Annotated in this window: 15 protein-coding genes; 6 read left to right on the top strand and 9 right to left on the bottom strand. The window is 67.8% G+C overall.

The window, feature by feature from the left end:
* Position 1: 1 nt before the first annotated feature.
* The 3 genes from smc to J2852_RS26180 all read left to right on the top strand — a co-directional run bounded on the left by smc (position 2) and on the right by J2852_RS26180 (position 4846).
* Positions 2 to 3463, top strand: coding sequence for a chromosome segregation protein SMC (gene smc / locus J2852_RS26190; protein WP_209881369.1), 3462 nt, complete (start codon positions 2 to 4; stop codon positions 3461 to 3463).
* Between the two features lie 452 nt (positions 3464 to 3915).
* On the top strand, positions 3916 to 4272 hold the full coding sequence (locus J2852_RS26185; protein ID WP_209881368.1) for a Lin0512 family protein: 357 nt from the start codon (positions 3916 to 3918) through the stop codon (positions 4270 to 4272).
* A gap of 55 nt (positions 4273 to 4327) precedes the next feature.
* Positions 4328 to 4846, top strand: a complete 519-nt coding sequence (locus tag J2852_RS26180) for a gamma carbonic anhydrase family protein (protein ID WP_209881366.1) — start codon at positions 4328 to 4330, stop codon at positions 4844 to 4846.
* Positions 4847 to 4865: 19 nt separating this feature from the next.
* On the opposite strand, the gene J2852_RS26175 is transcribed toward J2852_RS26180, so the two are convergent.
* The 4 genes from J2852_RS26175 to ugpB form a co-directional block, all read right to left on the bottom strand.
* The gene (locus J2852_RS26175; protein WP_209881364.1) at positions 4866 to 5936 is read right to left on the bottom strand and encodes a sn-glycerol-3-phosphate import ATP-binding protein UgpC; all 1071 of its coding nucleotides are present in this window, start codon (positions 5934 to 5936) and stop codon (positions 4866 to 4868) included.
* A 5-nt stretch (positions 5937 to 5941) separates the two neighbouring features.
* Positions 5942 to 6808 (bottom strand): sn-glycerol-3-phosphate ABC transporter permease UgpE, encoded by an 867-nt coding sequence (gene ugpE / locus J2852_RS26170; RefSeq protein WP_209881363.1) that lies wholly within the window; start codon positions 6806 to 6808, stop codon positions 5942 to 5944.
* A complete protein-coding gene (ugpA, locus tag J2852_RS26165) occupies positions 6805 to 7689 on the bottom strand; it encodes a sn-glycerol-3-phosphate ABC transporter permease UgpA (RefSeq protein ID WP_209881361.1) in 885 nt (294 codons plus the stop codon). Before ugpA ends, ugpE begins: the two co-directional genes overlap by 4 nt.
* Positions 7690 to 7826: 137 nt before the next feature.
* Positions 7827 to 9164, bottom strand: a complete 1338-nt coding sequence (gene ugpB, locus J2852_RS26160) for a sn-glycerol-3-phosphate ABC transporter substrate-binding protein UgpB (protein WP_209881359.1) — start codon at positions 9162 to 9164, stop codon at positions 7827 to 7829.
* A gap of 341 nt (positions 9165 to 9505) precedes the next feature.
* On the opposite strand from ugpB, the gene J2852_RS26155 reads away from it, so the two are divergent.
* Complete coding sequence (locus J2852_RS26155) at positions 9506 to 9766, top strand: hypothetical protein (RefSeq protein WP_211112345.1); 261 nt, start codon at positions 9506 to 9508, stop codon at positions 9764 to 9766.
* 45 nt (positions 9767 to 9811) lie between these two features.
* Here J2852_RS26155 and J2852_RS26150 read toward each other — a convergent pair whose 3' ends face one another.
* The 5 genes from J2852_RS26150 to J2852_RS26130 all read right to left on the bottom strand — a co-directional run bounded on the left by J2852_RS26150 (position 9812) and on the right by J2852_RS26130 (position 15453).
* Positions 9812 to 11716 carry a nitric oxide reductase activation protein NorD gene (locus tag J2852_RS26150; RefSeq protein ID WP_209881358.1) on the bottom strand — a complete coding sequence of 635 codons (1905 nt, stop codon included), beginning with the start codon at positions 11714 to 11716 and terminating at the stop codon, positions 9812 to 9814.
* 5 nt (positions 11717 to 11721) lie between these two features.
* Positions 11722 to 12534 carry a CbbQ/NirQ/NorQ/GpvN family protein gene (locus J2852_RS26145; protein ID WP_209881356.1) on the bottom strand — a complete coding sequence of 271 codons (813 nt, stop codon included), beginning with the start codon at positions 12532 to 12534 and terminating at the stop codon, positions 11722 to 11724.
* A 64-nt stretch (positions 12535 to 12598) separates the two neighbouring features.
* Positions 12599 to 13948 (bottom strand): cbb3-type cytochrome c oxidase subunit I, encoded by a 1350-nt coding sequence (locus J2852_RS26140; protein ID WP_209881354.1) that lies wholly within the window; start codon positions 13946 to 13948, stop codon positions 12599 to 12601.
* 19 nt (positions 13949 to 13967) lie between these two features.
* A complete protein-coding gene (locus J2852_RS26135; protein ID WP_209881352.1) occupies positions 13968 to 14420 on the bottom strand; it encodes a c-type cytochrome in 453 nt (150 codons plus the stop codon).
* A 112-nt stretch (positions 14421 to 14532) separates the two neighbouring features.
* Positions 14533 to 15453: a ferritin-like domain-containing protein gene (locus tag J2852_RS26130; RefSeq protein WP_209881350.1), complete on the bottom strand. Its 921-nt coding sequence runs from the start codon at positions 15451 to 15453 to the stop codon at positions 14533 to 14535.
* Between the two features lie 222 nt (positions 15454 to 15675).
* On the opposite strand from J2852_RS26130, the gene J2852_RS26125 reads away from it, so the two are divergent.
* Both J2852_RS26125 and nosZ read left to right on the top strand, forming a co-directional pair.
* Positions 15676 to 17943, top strand: a complete 2268-nt coding sequence (locus J2852_RS26125) for a NosR/NirI family protein (protein WP_209881349.1) — start codon at positions 15676 to 15678, stop codon at positions 17941 to 17943.
* 49 nt (positions 17944 to 17992) lie between these two features.
* On the top strand, positions 17993 to 19939 hold the full coding sequence (gene nosZ / locus J2852_RS26120; protein ID WP_209881347.1) for a TAT-dependent nitrous-oxide reductase: 1947 nt from the start codon (positions 17993 to 17995) through the stop codon (positions 19937 to 19939).
* The last annotated feature ends 42 nt before the right edge of the window (positions 19940 to 19981 follow it).

Below are 19981 nucleotides of genomic sequence, written 5' to 3'. Positions count from 1 at the left end.
GGTGCACTTCACGCGCCTCCGCCTGTCCGGCTTCAAGTCGTTCGTCGATGCCACCGAGCTTGTGATCGAGCCCGGCATGACCGGCATCGTCGGCCCGAACGGCTGCGGCAAGTCGAATCTGGTGGAGGCGCTGCGCTGGGTGATGGGCGAGACCTCCGCCAAGAAGATGCGCGGCGATGACATGGACGACGTCATCTTCGGCGGCACGGCCAACCGCCCGGCGCGCAACCTGGGCGAAGTCGCCCTTCTGATCGACAACCGCACGCGCACCGCCCCCGCCGGCTTCAACGAGCACGACGAGCTCGAGGTGACGCGCCGGATCGAGCGCGGCAACGGCTCCGACTACCGCATCAACGGCAAGCTGGTGCGCGCCCGCGACGTGCAGCTTCTGTTCGCCGACAACGCGTCCGGCGCCAATTCCCCGGCGCTGGTCAGCCAGGGCAAGGTCGGCCAGATCATCAACGCCAAGCCGCAGGACCGCCGCATGCTGCTGGAGGAGGCGGCGGGCATCACCGGCCTGCACTCCCGCCGGCATGAAGCGGAGTTGCGGCTGCGCGCGGCCGAAACCAACCTGACCCGCCTCGACGACGTCATCGGGGCGATGGACACCCAGCTGCAAAGCCTGAAGAAACAGGCCCGCCAAGCTGCCCGCTACCGCAACCTGTCCGAACAGATCCGCAAGGCCGAGGCCGTCCTCTGGCACCTGCGCTGGATCGCCCACGAGGCGGAGCTTGAGCGTGCCCGCGCCGCCTTCGGCAAGGCCGAGGGCGCGGTGCGCGAGCTGATGCTGGCGGTCACCCAGCTGACCACCCGCCGCACCGACGCCGCCGCCGGCCTGCCGGAAAAGCGTCAGGCGGAAGCAGCAGCGGCGGCGGGCCTGCAACGGCTCGTCATCGCCAAGGAGCAGCTGGACGCCGAGGAAAGGCGCGTCGCCGAGCAGCAGCGCGCCCTGGTCTCCCGCCTTCAGCAGATCGCCGGTGACCTGGGCCGCGAGGAAGCGCTCGCCGCCGACGCGGGCGATGCGCTGGCCCGCCTGGAATCCGAACGCGACCGGCTGCGCGAGGCCCAGGCCGACGAGGAAATGCTTGAGGAAGCCGCCCGCGAGGCGCTGGCCGAAGCGCGCGAGGCGGTGGACGAGCTGGACCGCGCGCTGACCCGGCTGACCGAGCAGGTCGCCTCCGACGAGGCCCGGCGCACCGCCACGCAGCGGCAGGTCGCCGACCTGGAAACCCGCGCCGCTGGCCTCACCAAGCGCCTCGCCGAACAGCAGTCGCAGCGCGAAACCCTCGAACGCGAAATCTCCGCCCGCGCCGATGTGGCCGAGGCCGAACTGGCGGTCGAACTGGCCGAACAACGCCTGGAAGACGCCCGCGAAGCCGCCGAGGCCGCCGAGCGCGCCAAAACCGACTCCGAACCCGCCCAGGCCCGCGCCCGCGAGGCGCTGCAAGCCGCCGAATCCGCCCGCACGAAGCTGAAGGCGGAGGAAAAGGCGCTGACCGAACTGCTCGCCACCGGCTCCGGCGACCTGTTCCCGCCGCTGGTGGACGCGGTGACCGTCTCCCCCGGCTATGAAGGCGCGCTGGCCGCCGCGCTGGGCGACGCGCTGACCGCGCCGCTGGACGAGGCCGCCCCGGTCCACTGGCGCAACCTGCCGCCCTTCGACTCCGTGGCCGCCCTGCCCTCCGGCGCCGAACCGCTGGCCGCCCATGTCCAGGGTCCGGACGCCGCGTCCCGCGCGCTGGCCCACGTCGCCGTGGTCGCGGACGCCGAAACGGGTGCGACGCTCGCCCCGACCCTCGCGCCCGGCCAGATCCTCGTCAGCCGCGACGGCGGGGCGTGGCGCTGGGACGGGCTGACCATCCAGGCCGGCGCGCCGACCGCCGCCGCCGTCCGCCTGAAGCAGCGCAACCGCCTGAACGAGCTGCGCGGCGAACTCGACCTTGCCGAGGAGCAGCTCGACCTTGCCCGTGACGCCCTGGACGACGCCAAGCGCGCCGCCGAGGAAGCCGCCCAGGCCGACCGCCGCGCCCGCGACGCCGTGCGTGAGGCCTTCACCGGGGTCAGCGCCGCCCGCGACCGCCACGCCAAGCTGGCCCGCGAAGCCGACGCCGCCGCGACCAGGCTGGCCGCGCTGGTGGAGGCCATCGACCGCCTCGCGTCGGACCAGTGCGACGCCGAAGCCCAGCTGACCCAGGCCCGCGACGCCCTGGACGCCCTGCCCGACGCCCGCGAGGGCCGCGACAAGGTCAACGACCTCCGCGTCACGCTGGCCGAGCGCCGCACCACCCTGGCCGAGAAACAGAACGCGCTCGACCGCCTGACCCGCGAGGCTCAGTCCCGCCGCCAGCGCCTATCCAGCATCGAGCAGGAAATCGCCTCCTGGGGCACCCGCTCCCAGGGCGCCGGTGGGCGTGTCGCCGAGCTGAAGGAACGCGCCGCCGCCGCCGAAACCGAACTGGCCCAACTGCAAAGCCGCCCCGCCGCGATCGAGGCCGACCGCCAAACCCTTCTCGGCAAGATCAGCGAGGCCGAGCGCGCCCGCAAGCGCGCCGCCGACACGCTGGCCGAAGCGGAAAACCGCCTCGCCGAGACCGAAAAAGCCCTGAAACAGGCCGAATCCGGCCTTGCCGACGCCCGCGAGGCCCGCGCCCATGCCGAGGCCGCCGTCTCCGCCGCCCAGCAGAACGGCCAAACCCTGACCGAGCGCATCGCCGAGCGCCTGAACTGCCGCCCCGAGCAGACCCGCGCCGCCGCCGAACTCGCGCCCGGTGAGGAACTGCCCGACGCCACCGGCCTGGAAGCCCGCCTCGACAAGCTGACCCGCGAGCGCGAGAACATGGGCCCGGTCAACCTGCGCGCCGAGATCGAGGTCGCCGAGCTGGAGCAGCAGATCACCAGCCTGCAGACCGAGCGCGAAGACCTCGTCAGCGCCATCGCCCGCCTGCGCCAGGGCATCGCCAGCCTGAACCGCGAGGCGCGCGAACGTCTGATCGCCTCCTTCGACACGGTGAACCGCAATTTCCAGGACCTGTTCACCCGCCTGTTCGGCGGCGGCAAGGCCCATCTGGAGTTGGTCAACGCCGAGGATCCGTTGCAGGCCGGCCTGGAAATCTACGCCAGTCCGCCGGGCAAGAAGCTTCAGGTCCTCTCATTGCTGTCGGGCGGCGAGCAGGCGCTAACCGCCCTGTCGCTGCTTTTCGCCGTCTTCCGCTCCAACCCCGCGCCCATCTGCGTGCTGGACGAGGTGGACGCCCCGTTGGACGAGGCCAACGTCGGCCGCTTCTGCGACCTCGTGGACGACATCGCCCGCGAGGGCAACACCCGCTTCCTGATCATCACCCACCACCGCCTGACCATGGCCCGCGTGGACCGCCTGTTCGGCGTGACGATGGTGGAACGCGGCGTGTCGCAGCTCGTCAGCGTGGACCTGCGGGCGGCAGAGGAGCTAAGGGGCGTGGCGTAGGGCTTCGGCCACGTCCGTTTGCCGTTCAGGAGAACCGCGCGGCGACGCACACACGGCTGTCCGGGACACGGGAGCAAGGCTGTGATGCGAATGACGTGTTTCGGCGTGGGTCTCCGAAAGCCCCCGAGCATGTTTCCCGGCGCCCACCGATTCCCAGCTCGTCATTCCCGCGAAGGCGGGAATCCAGTCTGAACAAGCACTTAGGCGCGGAGTTTCCTGGACCCCCGCCTTCGCGGGGGTGACGACGTGAAAAGGGATGGCTCCGAGGCAAAATGTTTCACCGGACAGCCGTGCGCCCGCGCGGGATTTACCCTGTGTGATTGGCGCACGCCACCCTATGGCTTGGGCCGGCCCATCCGTCCCGCAGCTTGGAAAAGGCCGGCACGGCCGGTTCCGCCGCGACACGGATTCGGGCATCCATGCGTTGATGCAACAGGGAGAGGAGGTGCGCCATGAAGCAGGTGATGTTCGTCGAGCTTGGGATGGGCGTGGACCTGCACGGGCAGGACGTGACCAAGGCCGCCGTCCGCGCGGTGCGCAACGCCATTGAGCGCAACTCCATGCCGGGCATGCGCGCGCTGGTGGACGGAGACACCAGCCGGATGCAGGTGCGCGTCCATCTGGCCGTGCCCGCCGACGCCGATCAACTGGACGTCGAAGCGGTGCGGGCCGTCTTCCCCTATGGTCAGGTGACGGTGACGGTCGGCAGCGGCGGCATGTTGGCGCCGAGCGGCATCTTTCTTACCGACAAGGACGACAAGAATGAGATGATCTACGTCGTGAACGCGGCCATCGAGGTCGGGATTTAACGGGCACCGGTCCGGACGTCATCCCGCACCGGCCATCGCCCCCTGGGAGGACTGGATGATCTACGCGCTGGACGACAAGGTTCCGCAACTGGCCGCGGCTAGCTGGGTGGCGCCCAGCGCCACGGTGATCGGAGACGTCCTGCTGGAGGAGGATGCGTCGGTCTGGTGGGGCGCCGTGCTGCGCGCGGAGGCGGAGCGCATCCACATCGGTGCCGGCAGCAACGTTCAGGACAACGCCGTCCTGCACGTTGATCCCGGTTACCCGCTGACGCTCGGCCGCAATGTCACGGTCGGGCATCTGGCGATGCTGCACGGCTGCACCGTGGGCGACGGCAGCCTGATCGGCATCGGCGCCACGGTACTGAACGGCGCCCGCATCGGCCGCGACTGCCTGATCGGCGCCCACGCCTTCATCGCCGAGGGCAAGGAGATCCCCGACCGCTCGCTCGTGCTCGGCGCGCCGGGCAAGGTGGTGCGCAACCTCAGCGACGAGGACGTGGAGCGGCTTCGCGGCCCGGCGGCGGTCTATCAGGAACGCTGGAAATCCTACGCGCGCGGCCTGCGCGCAGTCTGATAACGAAGGCGATTGGCGATCAATCCTCCAGCCGCCGGCCCGTCGCTCCGTCGAACAGGTGGAGCGCGGGCGGCGGCGCGTCGAGCCGCAGCGTCTCGCCCTCGCGGCAGACCGGCAGGCCGGCCATGCGGACCAGCAGAGCCTCCCCGTTGGGCAGCCGGCCATAGACGACCGTGTCGGCGCCCAACGCCTCCACCAGATCGACCGTGACGCTCAGCGCGCCATCGGCCGACACCGCCACATGCTCCGGCCGGATGCCCAGCTTCACCTCCCGGCCGTTCAGGGCGGGCTGCGGGTGCGGCAGCGGCAGGGCGGCGCCGCAAGGCAGGGCCAGCGTCCGCCCGTCCGCCTCGACGTGGGCGTCCAGCACGTTCATCGGGGGCGAGCCGATGAAGCCCGCCACGAACAGGCTGGCCGGGCGCTGGTAGACCTCCAGCGGTGTGCCGACCTGCTCGGCGACTCCATGATTCATCACCAGGATGCGGTCGGCCAGCGTCATCGCCTCCACCTGATCGTGGGTGACGTACAGGCTGGTGACGCCGAGCCGGTCCTGAAGCCGCTTGATCTCCACCCGCATCTGCGTGCGCAGCTTGGCGTCGAGGTTCGACAGCGGCTCGTCGAACAGGAAGGCGGCGGGTTCGCGCACGATGGCACGGCCCATGGCGACGCGCTGGCGCTGGCCGCCCGACAGCTGGCTCGGCCGGCGGTCGAGGAATCGGCCGAGTTCCAGGATCTCCGCCGCCTTGGCGACGCGCGCCTGGATCTCCGCCTTCGGCACGCCCCGGATCTTCAGCCCGTAGGCCATGTTGTCGAAGACGCTCATGTGCGGGTAGAGCGCGTAATTCTGGAACACCATGGCGATGTCGCGGTCCTTGGGCTCCAGCCCGTTGACCACGCGCCCGCCGATGGCGATCTCGCCGCCGGTGATGCTCTCCAGCCCCGCGACCATGCGCAGCAGCGTGGACTTGCCGCAGCCCGAGGGGCCGAGCAGCACGAGGAATTCGCCGTCCGCGACGGCGATGTCGATGCCCTTGATCGCCTCGACGGCGCCGTAGGACTTGCGGACCCGATTCAGATCGACCGTTGCCATTCTTGTTACTTCTCGCTGTCCACAAGGCCCTTGACGAACCAGCGCTGCATCAGGACCACCACCGCCACCGGCGGCAGCATGGCCAGCACCGTCGTGGCCATGATCAGGTCCCAATCGGTCGCGGCCTCGCCGTTGCCGATCATCTTGGTGATGCCGATGACCACGGTTTCCATGTCGCCGCTGTTGGTGACCAGAAGCGGCCACAGATACTGGTTCCAGCCGTAGATGAAGAGGATGACGAACAGCGCCGCGATGTTCGTCCGCGACAGCGGCAGCACCACGTCCACGAAAAAGCGCAGCGCGCCCGCCCCGTCGATCTTCGCGGCCTCCACCAGTTCGTCCGGGATGGTCAGGAAGAACTGCCGGAACAGCAGCGTCGCGGTGGCCGAGGCGATCAGCGGGATCGTCAGCCCGGCGTAGGTGTCGATCAGCCCCATGTTCGCCACCACCTCGTAAGTGGGGATGATGCGCACCTCCACCGGCAGCATCAGCGTGATGAAGATCATCCAGAAGAAGACCATGCGCAGCGGAAAGCGGAAGAACGCCACCGCGTAGGCCGAGATGATGGAGATGGCGATCTTCCCCAGCGCGATGACCAGCGCCATGATCAGGCTGTTCATCATCATGATCCGCACGGGCGTGTGGATGATGCGGTCCCCGCGCGTCTCGTTCCAGGCCCGGGCGTAGTTGTCCAGCATCTCCCCGCCCGGCGTCAGCGGCAGGTTGCCCCGCGCGATGGTCCCGGCGTCCCAGGTGGAGCCGATCAGGGTGATGTAGATGGGAAAAGCAAAGATCAGCACGCCCAGGATCAGGACGACGTGCGGCACCGCATCCATCAGCCGCCGGCCGAAGGCGCTTTCGTCGGTCCTCATGAGTAATGCACCTTGCGTTCGACGAAGCGGAACTGGATCGCGGTCAGCGCGATCACGATGACCATCAGGATTACCGACTGCGCCGACGAGCCGCCGAGGTCGTTGTTGATCACGCCGTCCTGATAGACGCGGTAGATCAGCGTTTCCGTCGATTTGCCGGGGCCGCCGTGAGTCAGCGCGTGGATGGTGCCGAACGTCTCGAAGAAGGCGTAGACGACGTCCACCACCAGAAGGAAGAAGGTCGTCGGCGACAGCAGCGGGAAGGTGATGGTCCAGAAGCGCCGGACGGCGCTCGCCCCGTCGATGCTCGCCGCCTCCAGCACGGAGCGCGGGATGGCCTGAAGGCCCGCCAGGAAAAAGATGAAGTTGTAGGACACCTGCTTCCAGCTTGCCGCCAGGATGACCATGGTCAGCGCCTGCTCGCCGTTCAGCCGGTAGTCCCAAGCGTAGCCCAGGTCGTTCAGCGCGCGGCCCAGCAGCCCGATTTCCGGGTTGAAAATGAACATCCACAGCACGGCGGCCACGGCGGGCGCCAGCGCGTAGGGCCAGATCAGCAGGGTCTTGTAGGCCCCGGCGCCGCGTATCCGGGAATCCGCCAGCACCGCCAGCAGCAGCGCCACCCCCATCGACAGCGCCGTGACCGACAGGCTGAAGACGGCGGTGACGCGGACGGTGTCGAGATAGTTCGGGTCGGCCAGGACCGCCTCGAAATTCTCGAACCAGACGAACTGGCTGCGCAGGCCGAAGGCGTCCTGCAGATGCACCGACTGCCAGACCGCCTGGGCCGCCGGCCAGATGAAGAAGATCAGCGTCACCGCCACCTGCGGCGCCAGCAGCAGATAGGGCAACGCCTTGTTGTCGAAAATGACGCGACGCTGCAAAGGCCGTCTCTTTCAGAGTTTCGTTTTCGCGACGGATGAGCATGAATGAACACGGATGGGTGCGGATGACGGAACAGAGGTGTCCGTGTTCATCCGCGCCAAATCCGTGTTCATCCGTGTCTTGAAAGAACCGTTGCTTACCCCTTGTTGGCGCGCTCGAAGTTGCGCAGCACGGCGTTGCCGCGCTTGACCGCGTTGTCCACGGCCTGCTGGGCGGTCTGCTGGCCCTGGAAGGCCTTTTCCATCTCCTCCTGGATGATGTTGCGGATCTCCGGCAGGTTGCCGAGCCGCAGTCCCATGGTGTTCTCGGTGACGTCCGAGCGGGTCATCTGCTGGTAGGGAATGTCCGCGCCGGGGTTCTTCTCGTAATAGCCCTCGGCCTTCGCCAGCTCATAGCTGCGGAAGGTGATCGGCAGATAGCCGGTGTCCATGTGCCACTTGGCGTCCACCGCCGGCTGGCCGATGTACTTGAAGAACTCGGCAACCGCCTTGTACTCGTCCGGCGTGCGCTTGGGCGAGGTCATCACCCAGAAGGCCGCCCCGCCGATGATGGAGTTCTTCGGCGCGTCCTTCACGTCCGGCCAGTAGGGCAGCATGGCGGCGCCCCAGGCGAACTTCGCCTCCTTCAGGATGCGCAGACGCAGGCCGGAGGTGGCGTGCTGGATCGCGCATTCGCCCGTGGGGAACAGGGCGTCCGGGCCGTTGTCGCGCCCGGCGTACTTGAACAGCCCCTCCTTGTGCATGTCCATCAGCGTCTGAAGATGCTTCACATGCAGCGGGCTGTTGATCTTCAGCTCGGCGTTCAGGCCCTTGAAGCCGTTGGCCTGGGTGGCGAAGGGCACGTTGTGGATGGCGCTGAACTGCTCGAACTGCGCCCAGGTCGGCCAGGAGGTGGTGAAGGGGCAGGCGTGGCCGGACGCCTTCAGCTTCCTCGTCGCCTCGATCAGTTCCGGCCAGGTCTTGGGCGGGTTGTTCGGGTCGAGGCCGGCCTTCTGGAAGGCGTCCTTGTTGAAGTACATGATGGTGGTGGAGCTGTTGAACGGCATCGCCATCAGCTTGCCGTCCGCGCTGGAGTAATAGCCGCGCACCGACGGCAGATAGGCGTTGGGATCGATGGCGACCCCGGTTTCCTGGGCCAGCGCATGCACCGGCTTGATGGCCGGGCCGGCGGACAGCATGGTCGCGGTGCCGACCTCGAACATCTGCACGATGTGCGGGGCGTTGCCGGCGCGGAAGGCGGCGATGGCCGCCTGCATCGTCTCCGGATAGTTGCCCTTGTAGCTGGCGTTGACCTGGACCTTGTCCTGCGAGTCGTTGAAGGCCTTGACGACCGCCTCCAGCTGGCCGCCGAGCGGCTGCGGCAGGCCGTGCCAGAACTCGACGGTGGTCTTCTGCTGGGCGAAGGCGGAGCCGGCGAGGCCGGCAACGACGGCGAAGGCAGCCGTCGAGACCGCAAGCGTGCGGCGGGTCAGCATGGTCGTTCTCTCCCTGTACCGTTCGGCTTCGTGGTTTGTTGGAATGCCGGGCGCGGGTTTCAGCCCCGCTACGGTGTTATTAAGTTTTCGTGATGGTGCCACGGTCCCGGCACGTCACGCCAGCCCCTACCGTGGTTCCGGCCTTGGGACGATGGTCATAGGCCAAGCTGAATGGAATGGGCGCGATTCCCGCCACAATGGCGGTTGGTTTCGCCCCAAAGGTTCCTGTATCGTAATGATGAAACACGGGAATCGAGGCACCGCCCGGTTCCCGACGACAACGACGGTGGGGAGCGATGCAGACGCGCGTCGCGGATTTTGCCCATGAGGGCAGGCGTATCGTGGCTTTTCTCGACGAGGACCCGGCGGGACCGAACCGCTGGCCCGAGATCGCGGAACGCTACGCACAGGAGCATGGCATCGCCCTGAACGAGGCGCGCTGGTACAACGTGCGCGCGCGGCGCTTCGCCAACGGCCGGTCCGACGTCAACGAATTCCTGCCGAACAACCGGTCCTGGAGCTTCGAGACCAACCTGACCCTGTCGCGCGCGATCATCCAGCAGTTCGGGCTGGACCCGGAAACCCTGCCGCTCGACCTCTGAGCATTTCGGGCGCCCGACTGTCGGGTGCCCGACTGCCCGAGACGCTCAGCCGACCACCTGGCGGTAGAGCGCCGGCAGGGCCTTGGTCAGATGGGACACCTGCGGGAAGATGGCGTAGCCGCCCCGCCCGAACAGGTAGGGGAAGTAGTCGCGCGCCTCCGCATCCACGGTGATGCCGAACAGCGCGATGCCCTGGCGGCGCGCCTCCTGGATGGCGACGCGCGTGTCCTCGATCCCGTAGCGCCCTTCGTAGTGGTCCACGTCGTTGGGCTTGCCGTCGGACAGCAGGATCAGCAGCCGGTTGCGGTTGGGCCGCTCGACCAGCCGCGCCGTGGCGTGCCGCAGCGCCGCGCCCATGCGCGTGTAATGGCCGGGCTTCAGGGCCTGCACGCGGCGCTGCACGGCGGCGGTCAGCGGCTCGTCGAAATCCTTGACCGTCTGCACCCGCACCCAGTCCCGCCGCTTGGAGGTGAAGGCGAAGATCGCGTGGTCGTCGCCGCAGGCGTTCAGCCCGTTGGACAGGGCCAGCACCGCCTCCTTCTCCACGTCCAGCACGCGCCGCCCGTCCACCCAGCCGTCGGTCGAGAGGGAGGCGTCCACCAGCACCGCCACCGCGAGGTCGCGCGCGGCGTTGCGCACCGACTGGTAGACGCGCTCGCTGCCCGACCCGCCGGCGCGGGCGTCGGCGCGGCTGCGCACCAGGGCGGACAGGTCCAGATCGTCCCCGTCCGGCTGGCCTGTGAAGACCATGCGCTTGGGCCGCAGCGCCTCGAACTGGCGGCGCACCTGCCGGATGCGGCGCAGGGCGTCCGCGTCGGGCAGCCAGTCTTCGCCCTGCTCGGACGCCGGCTCGGCGATCACGCGGCAGTGGTTGGGGTGGAGGACGCGGCGACTGTAGTCCCATTCCGGGTAGGACAGCTCGGCCCGCAACGGAGCCGCGTTCACGGCCGAGGGGGCCAGTTCCAGGTCGAGCTTCAGGCGGATGGAGGGTTTGCGCTCGTGCTGGGACAGCGCGATCTCCTCCATGTCCTCGGCGGCCTGCTTGGCGCCGTCTTCGTCGTCATCCTCGACCGCGCGCGGGATGTTCATCATCTCCGCAAGGCCCATAATCTTTTCGAAACGGTTGAGGATCAGCGGGTCCTTGCGCTGGGTCTGGTCGGCCTCGCGGCGCTTGGCCTTGCGGCGCTGCCCGTCGCTCTCGGCCGCGTCGGACCCGCCGGAATCGCTGTCCGGTTCGGCGGAGGCGATGCCTTCGGCGCGGCCCGCCACCTCGCCCCAGAGGGGCACGGGCAGGAACGGCCGGTAGCCGACCGGAGCCGCGAAGCTGTCCAGCGGCACGGCGGGATCGAGGATCGCCTCCACCTCCCCTGCCCCCAGAAGCGCCTGCACCGCCCGCTCGACGGCCTCTTCCTGGGATGGCAGGGAGCGCGTTGGGCGTGCGGCGCGTAGGGCGGTGCACAGGTCGGCGTGCAGGCGGCGCAGGCCGGGCCAGCGCGCGAAGACCCGTTCCGTTGTCGCGCGCGCCTCGCGCAGGGCGGCCACGTCGGCTTGCAGGGGATCGGCGGGGATGGGGCCGCCCGGCTCCGCGTGGGCGAAGTAGGCGGCCAGCCATTCGTAAAGCCGTTCGTTCAGCGCGGCATCGGGAAAGACGTCGAGAACGGCGGGGAGTTGCAGCACGTCGCCGTCCAGCGCCGGGCGCTCCAGCTTTTCCGTGCCGAGGCCGATGCGCTCCAGCAGGGCCAGTCGGTGCCCGGACGAGGACTTCGCCCCGGCGGCCAGCCGCACGCCCCGGTCGCCGCCGAGCCCACGGAAGAACACGGCCAGCCGGGGTCGGATCGCCTCCAGCGCCACGGCGGCCTCCGGATGGCGCGGATAGCTCGAACGGCCGCCGACCAGACGGTGCCAGTGGCGGCCGATCAGTTCCTCGGGCTCGAACAGCGACAGAAGCATGACGTTCACCCCAAGGCGATGTCGGCGACGCGCAGCAGTGCTTGGCGCACGTCGGCATCGTCGGTCAGCGGTTCGATCAGGGCGGCGCGGATGGCGCGGTCGGGCTTGATGCCGGAGCGGATCAGCGTGGCGCAGTAGACCAGCAGGCGGGTCGAAACGCCCTCCTCCAGGTCTTGGCCTTTCAGGTCACGCAAGGCGCCGGCCAGCCGCACCAGCGGGGCAACGCGGCCTTCCGGCAGACCGCTTTCCCGCGCCACGATGGCGACCTCGTCCTCCGGGGCCGGAAAGTCGAACTCCACGGCCAGGAAACGCTGGCGGGTGCTGGGCTTCAGGGCCTTCAGGACGTTCTGGTAGCCGGGGTTGTAGGACACCACCAGCATGAAGCCGTCCGGCGCCTCCAACAGTTCGCCGGTGCGGTCGAGCGGCAGAAGGCGGCGGTCGTCGGTCAGCGGGTGCAGGACGACGGTCACATCCTTGCGCGCTTCCACCACCTCGTCGAGGTAGCAGATGGCCCCCTCGCGCACCGCGCGGGTCAGCGGCCCGTCCACCCACACCGTATCACCGCCCTTCAGCAGATAGCGGCCGGTCAGGTCGGCGGCGGTCAGGTCGTCGTGGCAGGACACGGTGTGGAGGCTGCGTCCCAGCCGGGCGGCCATGTGCGACACGAAGCGCGTCTTACCGCAGCCGGTCGGCCCTTTCAGAAGCAGCGGCAGCCGGTGGCGATAGGCATGCTCGAACAGCTCGCACTCGTCGCCGACGGCCTTGTAGTAGGGAATGTCGAGGTCGTCCGCGACGGCGGCCAGGGCGCTGCGGGTCATGATGTCTCTCCTGTCCGGAAAAGGTTCCCCCTCCCCCGCGGGGGAGAGGGAATGCGGGACGCCGTCACTCGGCCGGCTGCATGGCCCCGGCGGCGGGGGTGCGCTTCGACGCGGGCACCGGACCCAGCAGGGCGTAGAGGTACAGGGCAGCACCGATGAACACCGCCGCACCGGCCGCCAGACGTACCCAGTAGAAGGGGGCGATCTGCTCCTGCACGGACATGTAGTCCATGCCCATCACGCGCTGCAGGTGGACCTGCACGACGCCGGCGAAGGTCAGCGCGAAGGTCATCACCGTCATGCCGCCGGTCATCAGCCAGAAGCTCGCCTTGTTGAGGGTCTGGTGATAGGGGGCGACGCCGCGCAGATGCGGCATGGCGTAGCTGAAGATGGCGAGGTTGATCATGGCGTAGGCGCCGAAGAAGGCGAGATGGCCGTGCGCCGCCGTGACCTGTGTGCCATGGGTGTAGTAGTTGACCCAGGACAGCGTGTGCAGGAAGCCCCAGACGCCGGCGCCCAGGAAGGCCGTCACCGCGCAGCCGACCGACCACAGCAGGGCGGCCTTGTTCGGGTGGTTGCGCCCGCCCTTCAGGACCATCTGCACGGCGAAGACGACCATGAAGAAGAAGGGAGCGACCTCCAGAGTGGAGAAGAGCGAGCCGATCCACTGCCAGTAGCCCGGCGTGCCGATCCAATAATAGTGGTGACCCGTGCCCAGCAGGCCGGAGAACAGGGCGAGACCGACGATGGCGTACAGCCACTTCTCGACGATCTCACGGTCCACGCCGGTCATCTTGATCATCAGGAAGGCGAGGATGGAGGCCATCACCAGTTCCCACACGCCCTCGACCCACAGATGGACGACGTACCACCAGTACATCTTGTCCAGCGACAGGTTGGTCGGGTTGTAGAAGGAGAACAGGAAGAAGATCGCGATGCCCCACAGCCCCATCACCAGGATGTTGGTGATGACCGTGCGCCGGCCCTTCAGCACCGTCAGCGAGATGTTGTAGAGGAACATCAGCGCCACGACGACGATGGCGACCTTGATCCACATCGGCTGTTCCAGGAACTCGCGCCCCTCGTGGATGCGGAAGACGTAGCCGACGACGGCGGCCAGCGCCCCGAACATGAACAGGCCGAACTGGATGTAGGCCAGCTTCGGGCTGTGCAGTTCGCGCTCCGCCTCTTCCGGGATCAGGTAGTAGGCCGCACCGAAGAAGCCCATCAGCAGCCACACGATCAGCGCGTTGGTGTGGATCATGCGCAGGATGTTGAAGGGCAGAAGCTCCGACAGCGTGTTCGGCATCACGTAGACGATGCCCGCCAGCAGACCGACCAGCAGCTGCACCCCGAACAGGGCCAGCGCCCCGTAGAAGTAGGGCAGCGCGACCTTTTGGGTTTCGTACTTCATGGGTCCTTGTCCCTCTCGCTCAGCCGGAGACCTTGGGCGGCCAGTTCTGCGTGTTGACGCGGCTGGTCCATTCGAAGAAGTCGGCGAGGTCGTTGAGTTCCTGTTCGTTCAGATTGAACTGCGGCATCTGCCGGCGGCCCTCGATGCCGCTCGGCTGGGCCTGCATCCAGCCCTTCAGCGCGACGCGGGCGCCGTCGGGGTCCTTGTCGCCGCCGTAGCGGATCCAGACGTTGCCCAGCTCCGGCGCGAAATAGGCGCCCTCGCCCATGATGCTGTGGCAGTTGATGCAGGAGTGCTTTTCCCACACGTGCTTGCCGCGGGCGACGCCCTCGGTGATGCCCTTGTGGTCGGTTCCGGTCTCGACCACGTAGATGTGGCTCAGCGCGGTCAGCGAGACGAAGGCGGCGAAGAAGAACAGCGAACCGCCGTAGAAGATGTTTCGGGCGGCCGCCTTGGTGAAGCGTTCCGTCATGGGTTCTTTCCCCTGGATGAGGCCCACCTTACCGGTGGGATTTCGCATCGGCGGCGGTGCCGCCATCCGGGGGAAAAGTTGACTGATTTGGTCTGGCTATCCTTGACCGCCGTCAAGCGGACCGGGATGAAATCGTCTCCAGACGCTCGGCCAGCAGCGCCAGATGCCCGACCGCCGCTTCCTGAAGGCGCAGGGCTTCGGCCAGGACCGCTTCGTCGGCGGCCTGTTCGGCCACGTCGCCGAAGGCTTCGGCCAAGCGCTCCGACACCGCGACGGCGGCGCGCAGGCAGGCGGTGACATTTCCAAGCGCATCCGGATTGAATGGATTCGCACCGCCCTGCGCTGGTGCCATCCGCCGTTCCTCCTCCGCGACGCGAGTGAGCAGGGCGGCACTGTCGGAGTCGTTCAGGGCGTTCAACCGCGCCGCGATAACCGTGTGCTCCGTCGCGGCGGCGGACATCATCGTCGCGGCCAAACGGTCCAGCTCCTCGGTGTTGTCCACGCGCGTGGGCGTGGGCTTGCTCTCCACACCATGCCGTTCGCGATGGAACGCCTTGCGACGTTCACGGCGCAGCAGGGCGGCGTGGCGCAGTTCCTCCCGCGCCAGGGCCTCGGCATTGGCGCGGACCGGCTCGGCCTCGGCGTGGGCGGCGATGTAGCTGTAAAAGGCGAAGGCGCGCTGTTCGTTGACCACGGCCAGGGACAGTGCCTGATAGGGCGTCAGCCGCGTCCGCTCGGTCAGCTCGTCCCAGGAGGCGGCGATCTCCGGCGGCAGGCGCCACGCGAAGGCCGGGGCGTCGGGGGCCGGAACACCGAGGTCGTGCGCCCAGCCGTCCACGGCGGTCACATGGTCCTGTTCCTCCGCGACCAGGGCGCGGAAGGTGGCGGCGGTGGCGGCCTCCCCGCGATGGTCCATCAGTTGGGCAAGCTGGTCGTAACGGCGGGCCGCCTCCTTCTCCAGCGCCAGCGCGATGCCCAGCAGATCGCTCAGGCTTTCCACACGGCCCTGTGGTTCGTGGCGCAGCAGCGGCATGGCCCCACCCATTCAAATAAAATTATCGGTAATATTCCAAGCGGCATACGCCGCCGGGCCTCGGAAAGAGCATAGACAACTTATAATTTCTCCAGACTTGACGACGGTCAAGAAGCGTGGCGATAAATTGGTCTTATATCGACCTGTCGAGGCGGCCTACCGCTGCCGCTGATCGGGTGCGACCGCAGCCTTGACCAAAATCAAGTTATCAGGGCGGTTGGAATGCTCGGAAACACTTGGCTGATCGTGCGCGGAGCTGTGGCGGGGCTGCTTTTGCTGCTGGCCGGAATGGCCGGCGCGGAGGCCGCCGAAGCGAAATTGTCTCAGTATCTCGGTAAGGTGCAGCCGGCGGATCTGGTCGCCGGGGCCGACCGCTTCGGCGCGGCGCGGGCGAACGCCCCCGTGGTGCCGGTCTACAAGGGCGACGCGCTGGTGGGCCACGCCTACCTGACCTCCGACTTCGTCAACACCACCGGCTATTCGGGGCGCCCCATCCATGTGATGGTCGGGCTGACGCCGGACGGCACGGTGTCGGGCGCCAAGCTGGTGGACCATCACGAGCCCATCGTCCTGATCGGCATTCCGCCCGCGAAGATCAACGCCTTCATCGACGGTTACGTCGGCAAGAACGTGCTGACGCTGGCGTCGCAGAGCGCGGCCAGCCCGCCGGTGGACATCGTGTCTGGCGCCACCGTGACCGTGATGGTCATCGGCGACTCGATCATCCGTTCCGGCAAGAAGGTGATGCAGGCGCTTGGTGCCGCCACGGTCGAAGCCGCGCCTACGGTGACGAAAAGCCTCGACCTGTCCAAGACGGGGGTGGAGGACTGGGCGACCCTGGTCGGCGACGGCTCGGTGCGCCGGCTGACGCTCACCGTGGGCGAGGTCAACGCCGCCTTCGAGCGCACCGGCCGGGCCGACGCCATCGCCCGCCCCGAACCGGGCAATCCCGACGACACCTTCATCGACCTCTACGCCGCCCTCGCCACCATCCCCACCGTCGGGCGCTCGCTGCTGGGCGACGCGGAGTACGAGGCGCTGACGCAACGCCTGAAGCCCGGCCAGCACGCCATCATTGTGGCGGGCCAGGGGCGCTATTCCTTCAAGGGTTCGGGCTACGTGCGCGGCGGCATCTTCGACCGGTTCGAGCTGGTGCAGCACGAAGGCTCCGTCCGCTTCCGCGACCGCACCCACAAGCGGCTGGGCGGCCTCGCGGCGGCCGGCGTCCCGGATTTCCCCGAGGCCGGCCTGTTCATCCTGCCCGAAGGCGCGGAGTTCGACCCCGCCGAGCCGTGGCGCCTGCAACTGCTGGTGCAGCGGGCGACCGCCGCGCTGGACAAGGCCTTCGTGACCTTCGACCTCGGCTACCAACCGCCGGAGAAGTTCCTGAAGTTCGAGCGCGCCGCCGCGACCGCCGCCACACCCGCCGCGACGGTTCCGGCCGCCCCCGTGGCCCAGACGACGGCCGATCCGGTGGAGCCGGAGGCGACCGGCGAGACGCCACTGTGGCAGCGCATTTGGGAGAACCGGCTGTTTGACATCGCCGTGCTGTCCGCCGCCATCGCGCTGCTGACCGGGATCTTCTTCTTCCAGGATCAGCTGGTGCAGCGGCCGAAGCTGTACGAACGGGTGCGCTTCGGCTTCCTGGTCTTCACGCTGGTCTGGCTCGGTTGGTACGCCACGGCGCAGCTGTCGGTGGTCAATATACTCACCTTCGCCAACGCGCTGCGCACGGATTTCCGCTGGGACTATTTCCTGATGGACCCGCTGGTGTTCATCCTGTGGTTCTCGGTGGCGGCGTCGCTGCTGTTCTGGGGCCGGGGCGCCTTCTGCGGCTGGCTGTGCCCGTTCGGCGCTCTTCAGGAGCTGGCCTCCAAGGCGGCGAAGAAGCTGGGCATCCGCCAGATCCAGGTGCCCTTCGGGCTGCACCAGCGGCTGTGGCCGATCAAGTACATGATCTTCCTCCTCCTGTTCGGCCTGTCGCTCTATTCGCTGGCGACGGCCGAGAAGGCGGCGGAGGTTGAGCCCTTCAAAACCGCGATCATCCTGCACTTCATCCGCGAGTGGTGGTTCGTCCTGTTCGCGGTGGCGCTGATCGCCGCCGGCCTGTTCATCGAGCGCTTCTTCTGCCGCTACCTGTGCCCGCTGGGTGCAGCGCTGGCCATCCCCGGCCGGATGCGGATGTTCGACTGGCTGAAGCGCTACAAGGAATGCGGCTCCCCCTGCCAGCGCTGCGGCAACGAATGCCCGGTGCAGGCGATCCACCCCGACGGGTCGATCAACCCCAACGAATGCATCCAGTGCCTCCACTGCCAGGTGCTCTACCACCACGACCGGCTGTGCCCCGTGATGATCCAGAAGCGCCTGAAGCGGGAGCGCCGCGACGCCATCAGTTCCACCGGCACGGGAGCCGAGGCGAAGCCCCGCGCCGCCGTGCTGACCACCGATCCTGCGACCGGACGCCTGTCCGCCCGGCCCGAAGGAGCATGACCCCATGCGGGTCGAACAGGAGCCCCAGAGAGGGACAAAGGAGCAGAACATGTCGAACGAGAAAGCCAAGCAGACGGAGGTGAACCGTCGCGAGCTTCTGGGCGGGACGGCCAAGGTGGCGGCGCTCGCCGGCATCGCGGGTGCGGTCGGCACCGGTGCGGCAACCGGGGTCGCCGGCAACGCGCTGTTCGGCGCGTCCTCGGCGAACGCGCAGCCGGCATCGGCGGGCAAGCAGAAGTACGAGGTGAAGCCGGGCGACCTCGACGAATATTACGTCTTCCACTCCGGCGGCCATTCGGGCGAAATCCGCATCCTGGGCCTGCCCAGCATGCGCGAACTGCACCGCATCCCGGTGTTCAACCGCTGCTCGGCGTCCGGCTGGGGCCAGACCAACGAGAGCCTGAAGATCCTGACCGAGGGCCTGTCGCCGGAAACCAAGAAGTTCCTGGCGAACAAGGGCGGCAACTGGCTGAACGGCGACCTGCACCACCCGCACATGTCCTTCACGGACGGCACCTACGACGGGCGCTACCTGTTCTGCAACGACAAGGCCAACACCCGCGTCGCCCGCGTCCGCTGCGACATCATGAAGGTGGACAAGGTCATCGAGATCCCGAACGTCTCGGCGATCCACGGCCTGCGGCTTCAGAAGTACCCGCGCACCGGCTACGTCTTCGCGAACGCGGAGCAGATCGTGCCGATGCCGAACGACGGCAAGAACACCGACCCGAAGAACTACCGCACCCACTTCACCGCCATCGACGGCGACACGATGAAGGTGGCGTGGCAGGTGTGGGTCGACGGCAACCTCGACAACACCGAGGCCGACTACCAGGGCAAATACGCCTACTCGACCTGCTACAACTCCGAGGGCGGCGTCACCACGGCGGAGATGACCGGCAACGAGCAGGACTGGATCGTTATCTTCAACCTGAAGCGCATCGAAGAGGCGGTGAAGGCCGGCAAGGTCCAGGTGATGAACGGCGTTCCGGTGGTGGACGGCCGCCACGGCTCGGCCTTCACCCGCTACGTCCCGATCCCCAACAGCCCGCACGGCATCAACGCGGCCCCCGACGGCATCCACGTCACCGTCAACGGCAAGCTGTCGCCGACCGTGTCGGTGATGGACGTGCGCAAGCTGGACGACCTGTTCGACGACAAGATCAAGCCGCGCGACGTGATCGTGGCCGAGCCGCAGCTGGGCCTCGGGCCTCTGCACACCGCCTATGACGGGCGCGGCAACGCCTACACCACCCTGTTCCTGGACAGCCAGGTGGTGAAGTGGAACATCGACAAGGCCATCCGCGCCTACAAGGGCGAAAAGGTCGATCCGATCGTCCAAAAGCTGGACGTGCACTACCAGCCGGGCCACCTGCACTCCTCCATGGGCCAGACCAAGGAGGCCGACGGCAAGTGGCTGATCGTGCTGAACAAGTTCTCCAAGGACCGCTTCCTCAACGTGGGTCCCAGCAAGCCGGAGAACGACCAGCTGATCGACATCTCCGGCGACGAGATGAAGCTGGTGCACGACGGCCCGACCTTCGCCGAGCCGCACGACACGCTGATCGTCCACCGCTCCAAGGTGAACCCGAAGAGCGTCTTCACCCGCGACGACCCGATGTGGGAAGAGGCGCGCCAGCAGGCCAAGAAGGACGGCGTGGTGCTGGAGGACGACGCCAAGGTCATCCGCGACGGCAACAAGGTCCGCGTCTACATGTGGCAGCGCGCCCCAGCCTTCGGGCTGGAGGAGTTCACGGTCAAGCAGGGTGACGAGGTTACCCTCTACATCACCAACATGGACGATGTGGACGACCTGACGCACGGCTTCACGATGACCAACCACGGCATCGCCATGGAGATCGGCCCGCAGCAGACCACGTCGGTCACCTTCGTCGCCGAGCGTCCGGGCGTGCACTGGTACTATTGCCAGTGGTTCTGCCACGCCCTGCACATGGAGATGGGCGGCCGCATGATCGTCGAGCCGCGCAACACGTAAAGGCGCCGTTTGCCCCCACCCAATCTCCCTCCCCTGCGTTAG

It is taken from the genome of Azospirillum soli (assembly GCF_017876165.1).
Taxonomy (GTDB): Bacteria; Pseudomonadota; Alphaproteobacteria; order Azospirillales; family Azospirillaceae; genus Azospirillum; species Azospirillum soli.
This window is presented reverse-complemented; position numbering and strand designations above follow the sequence as displayed.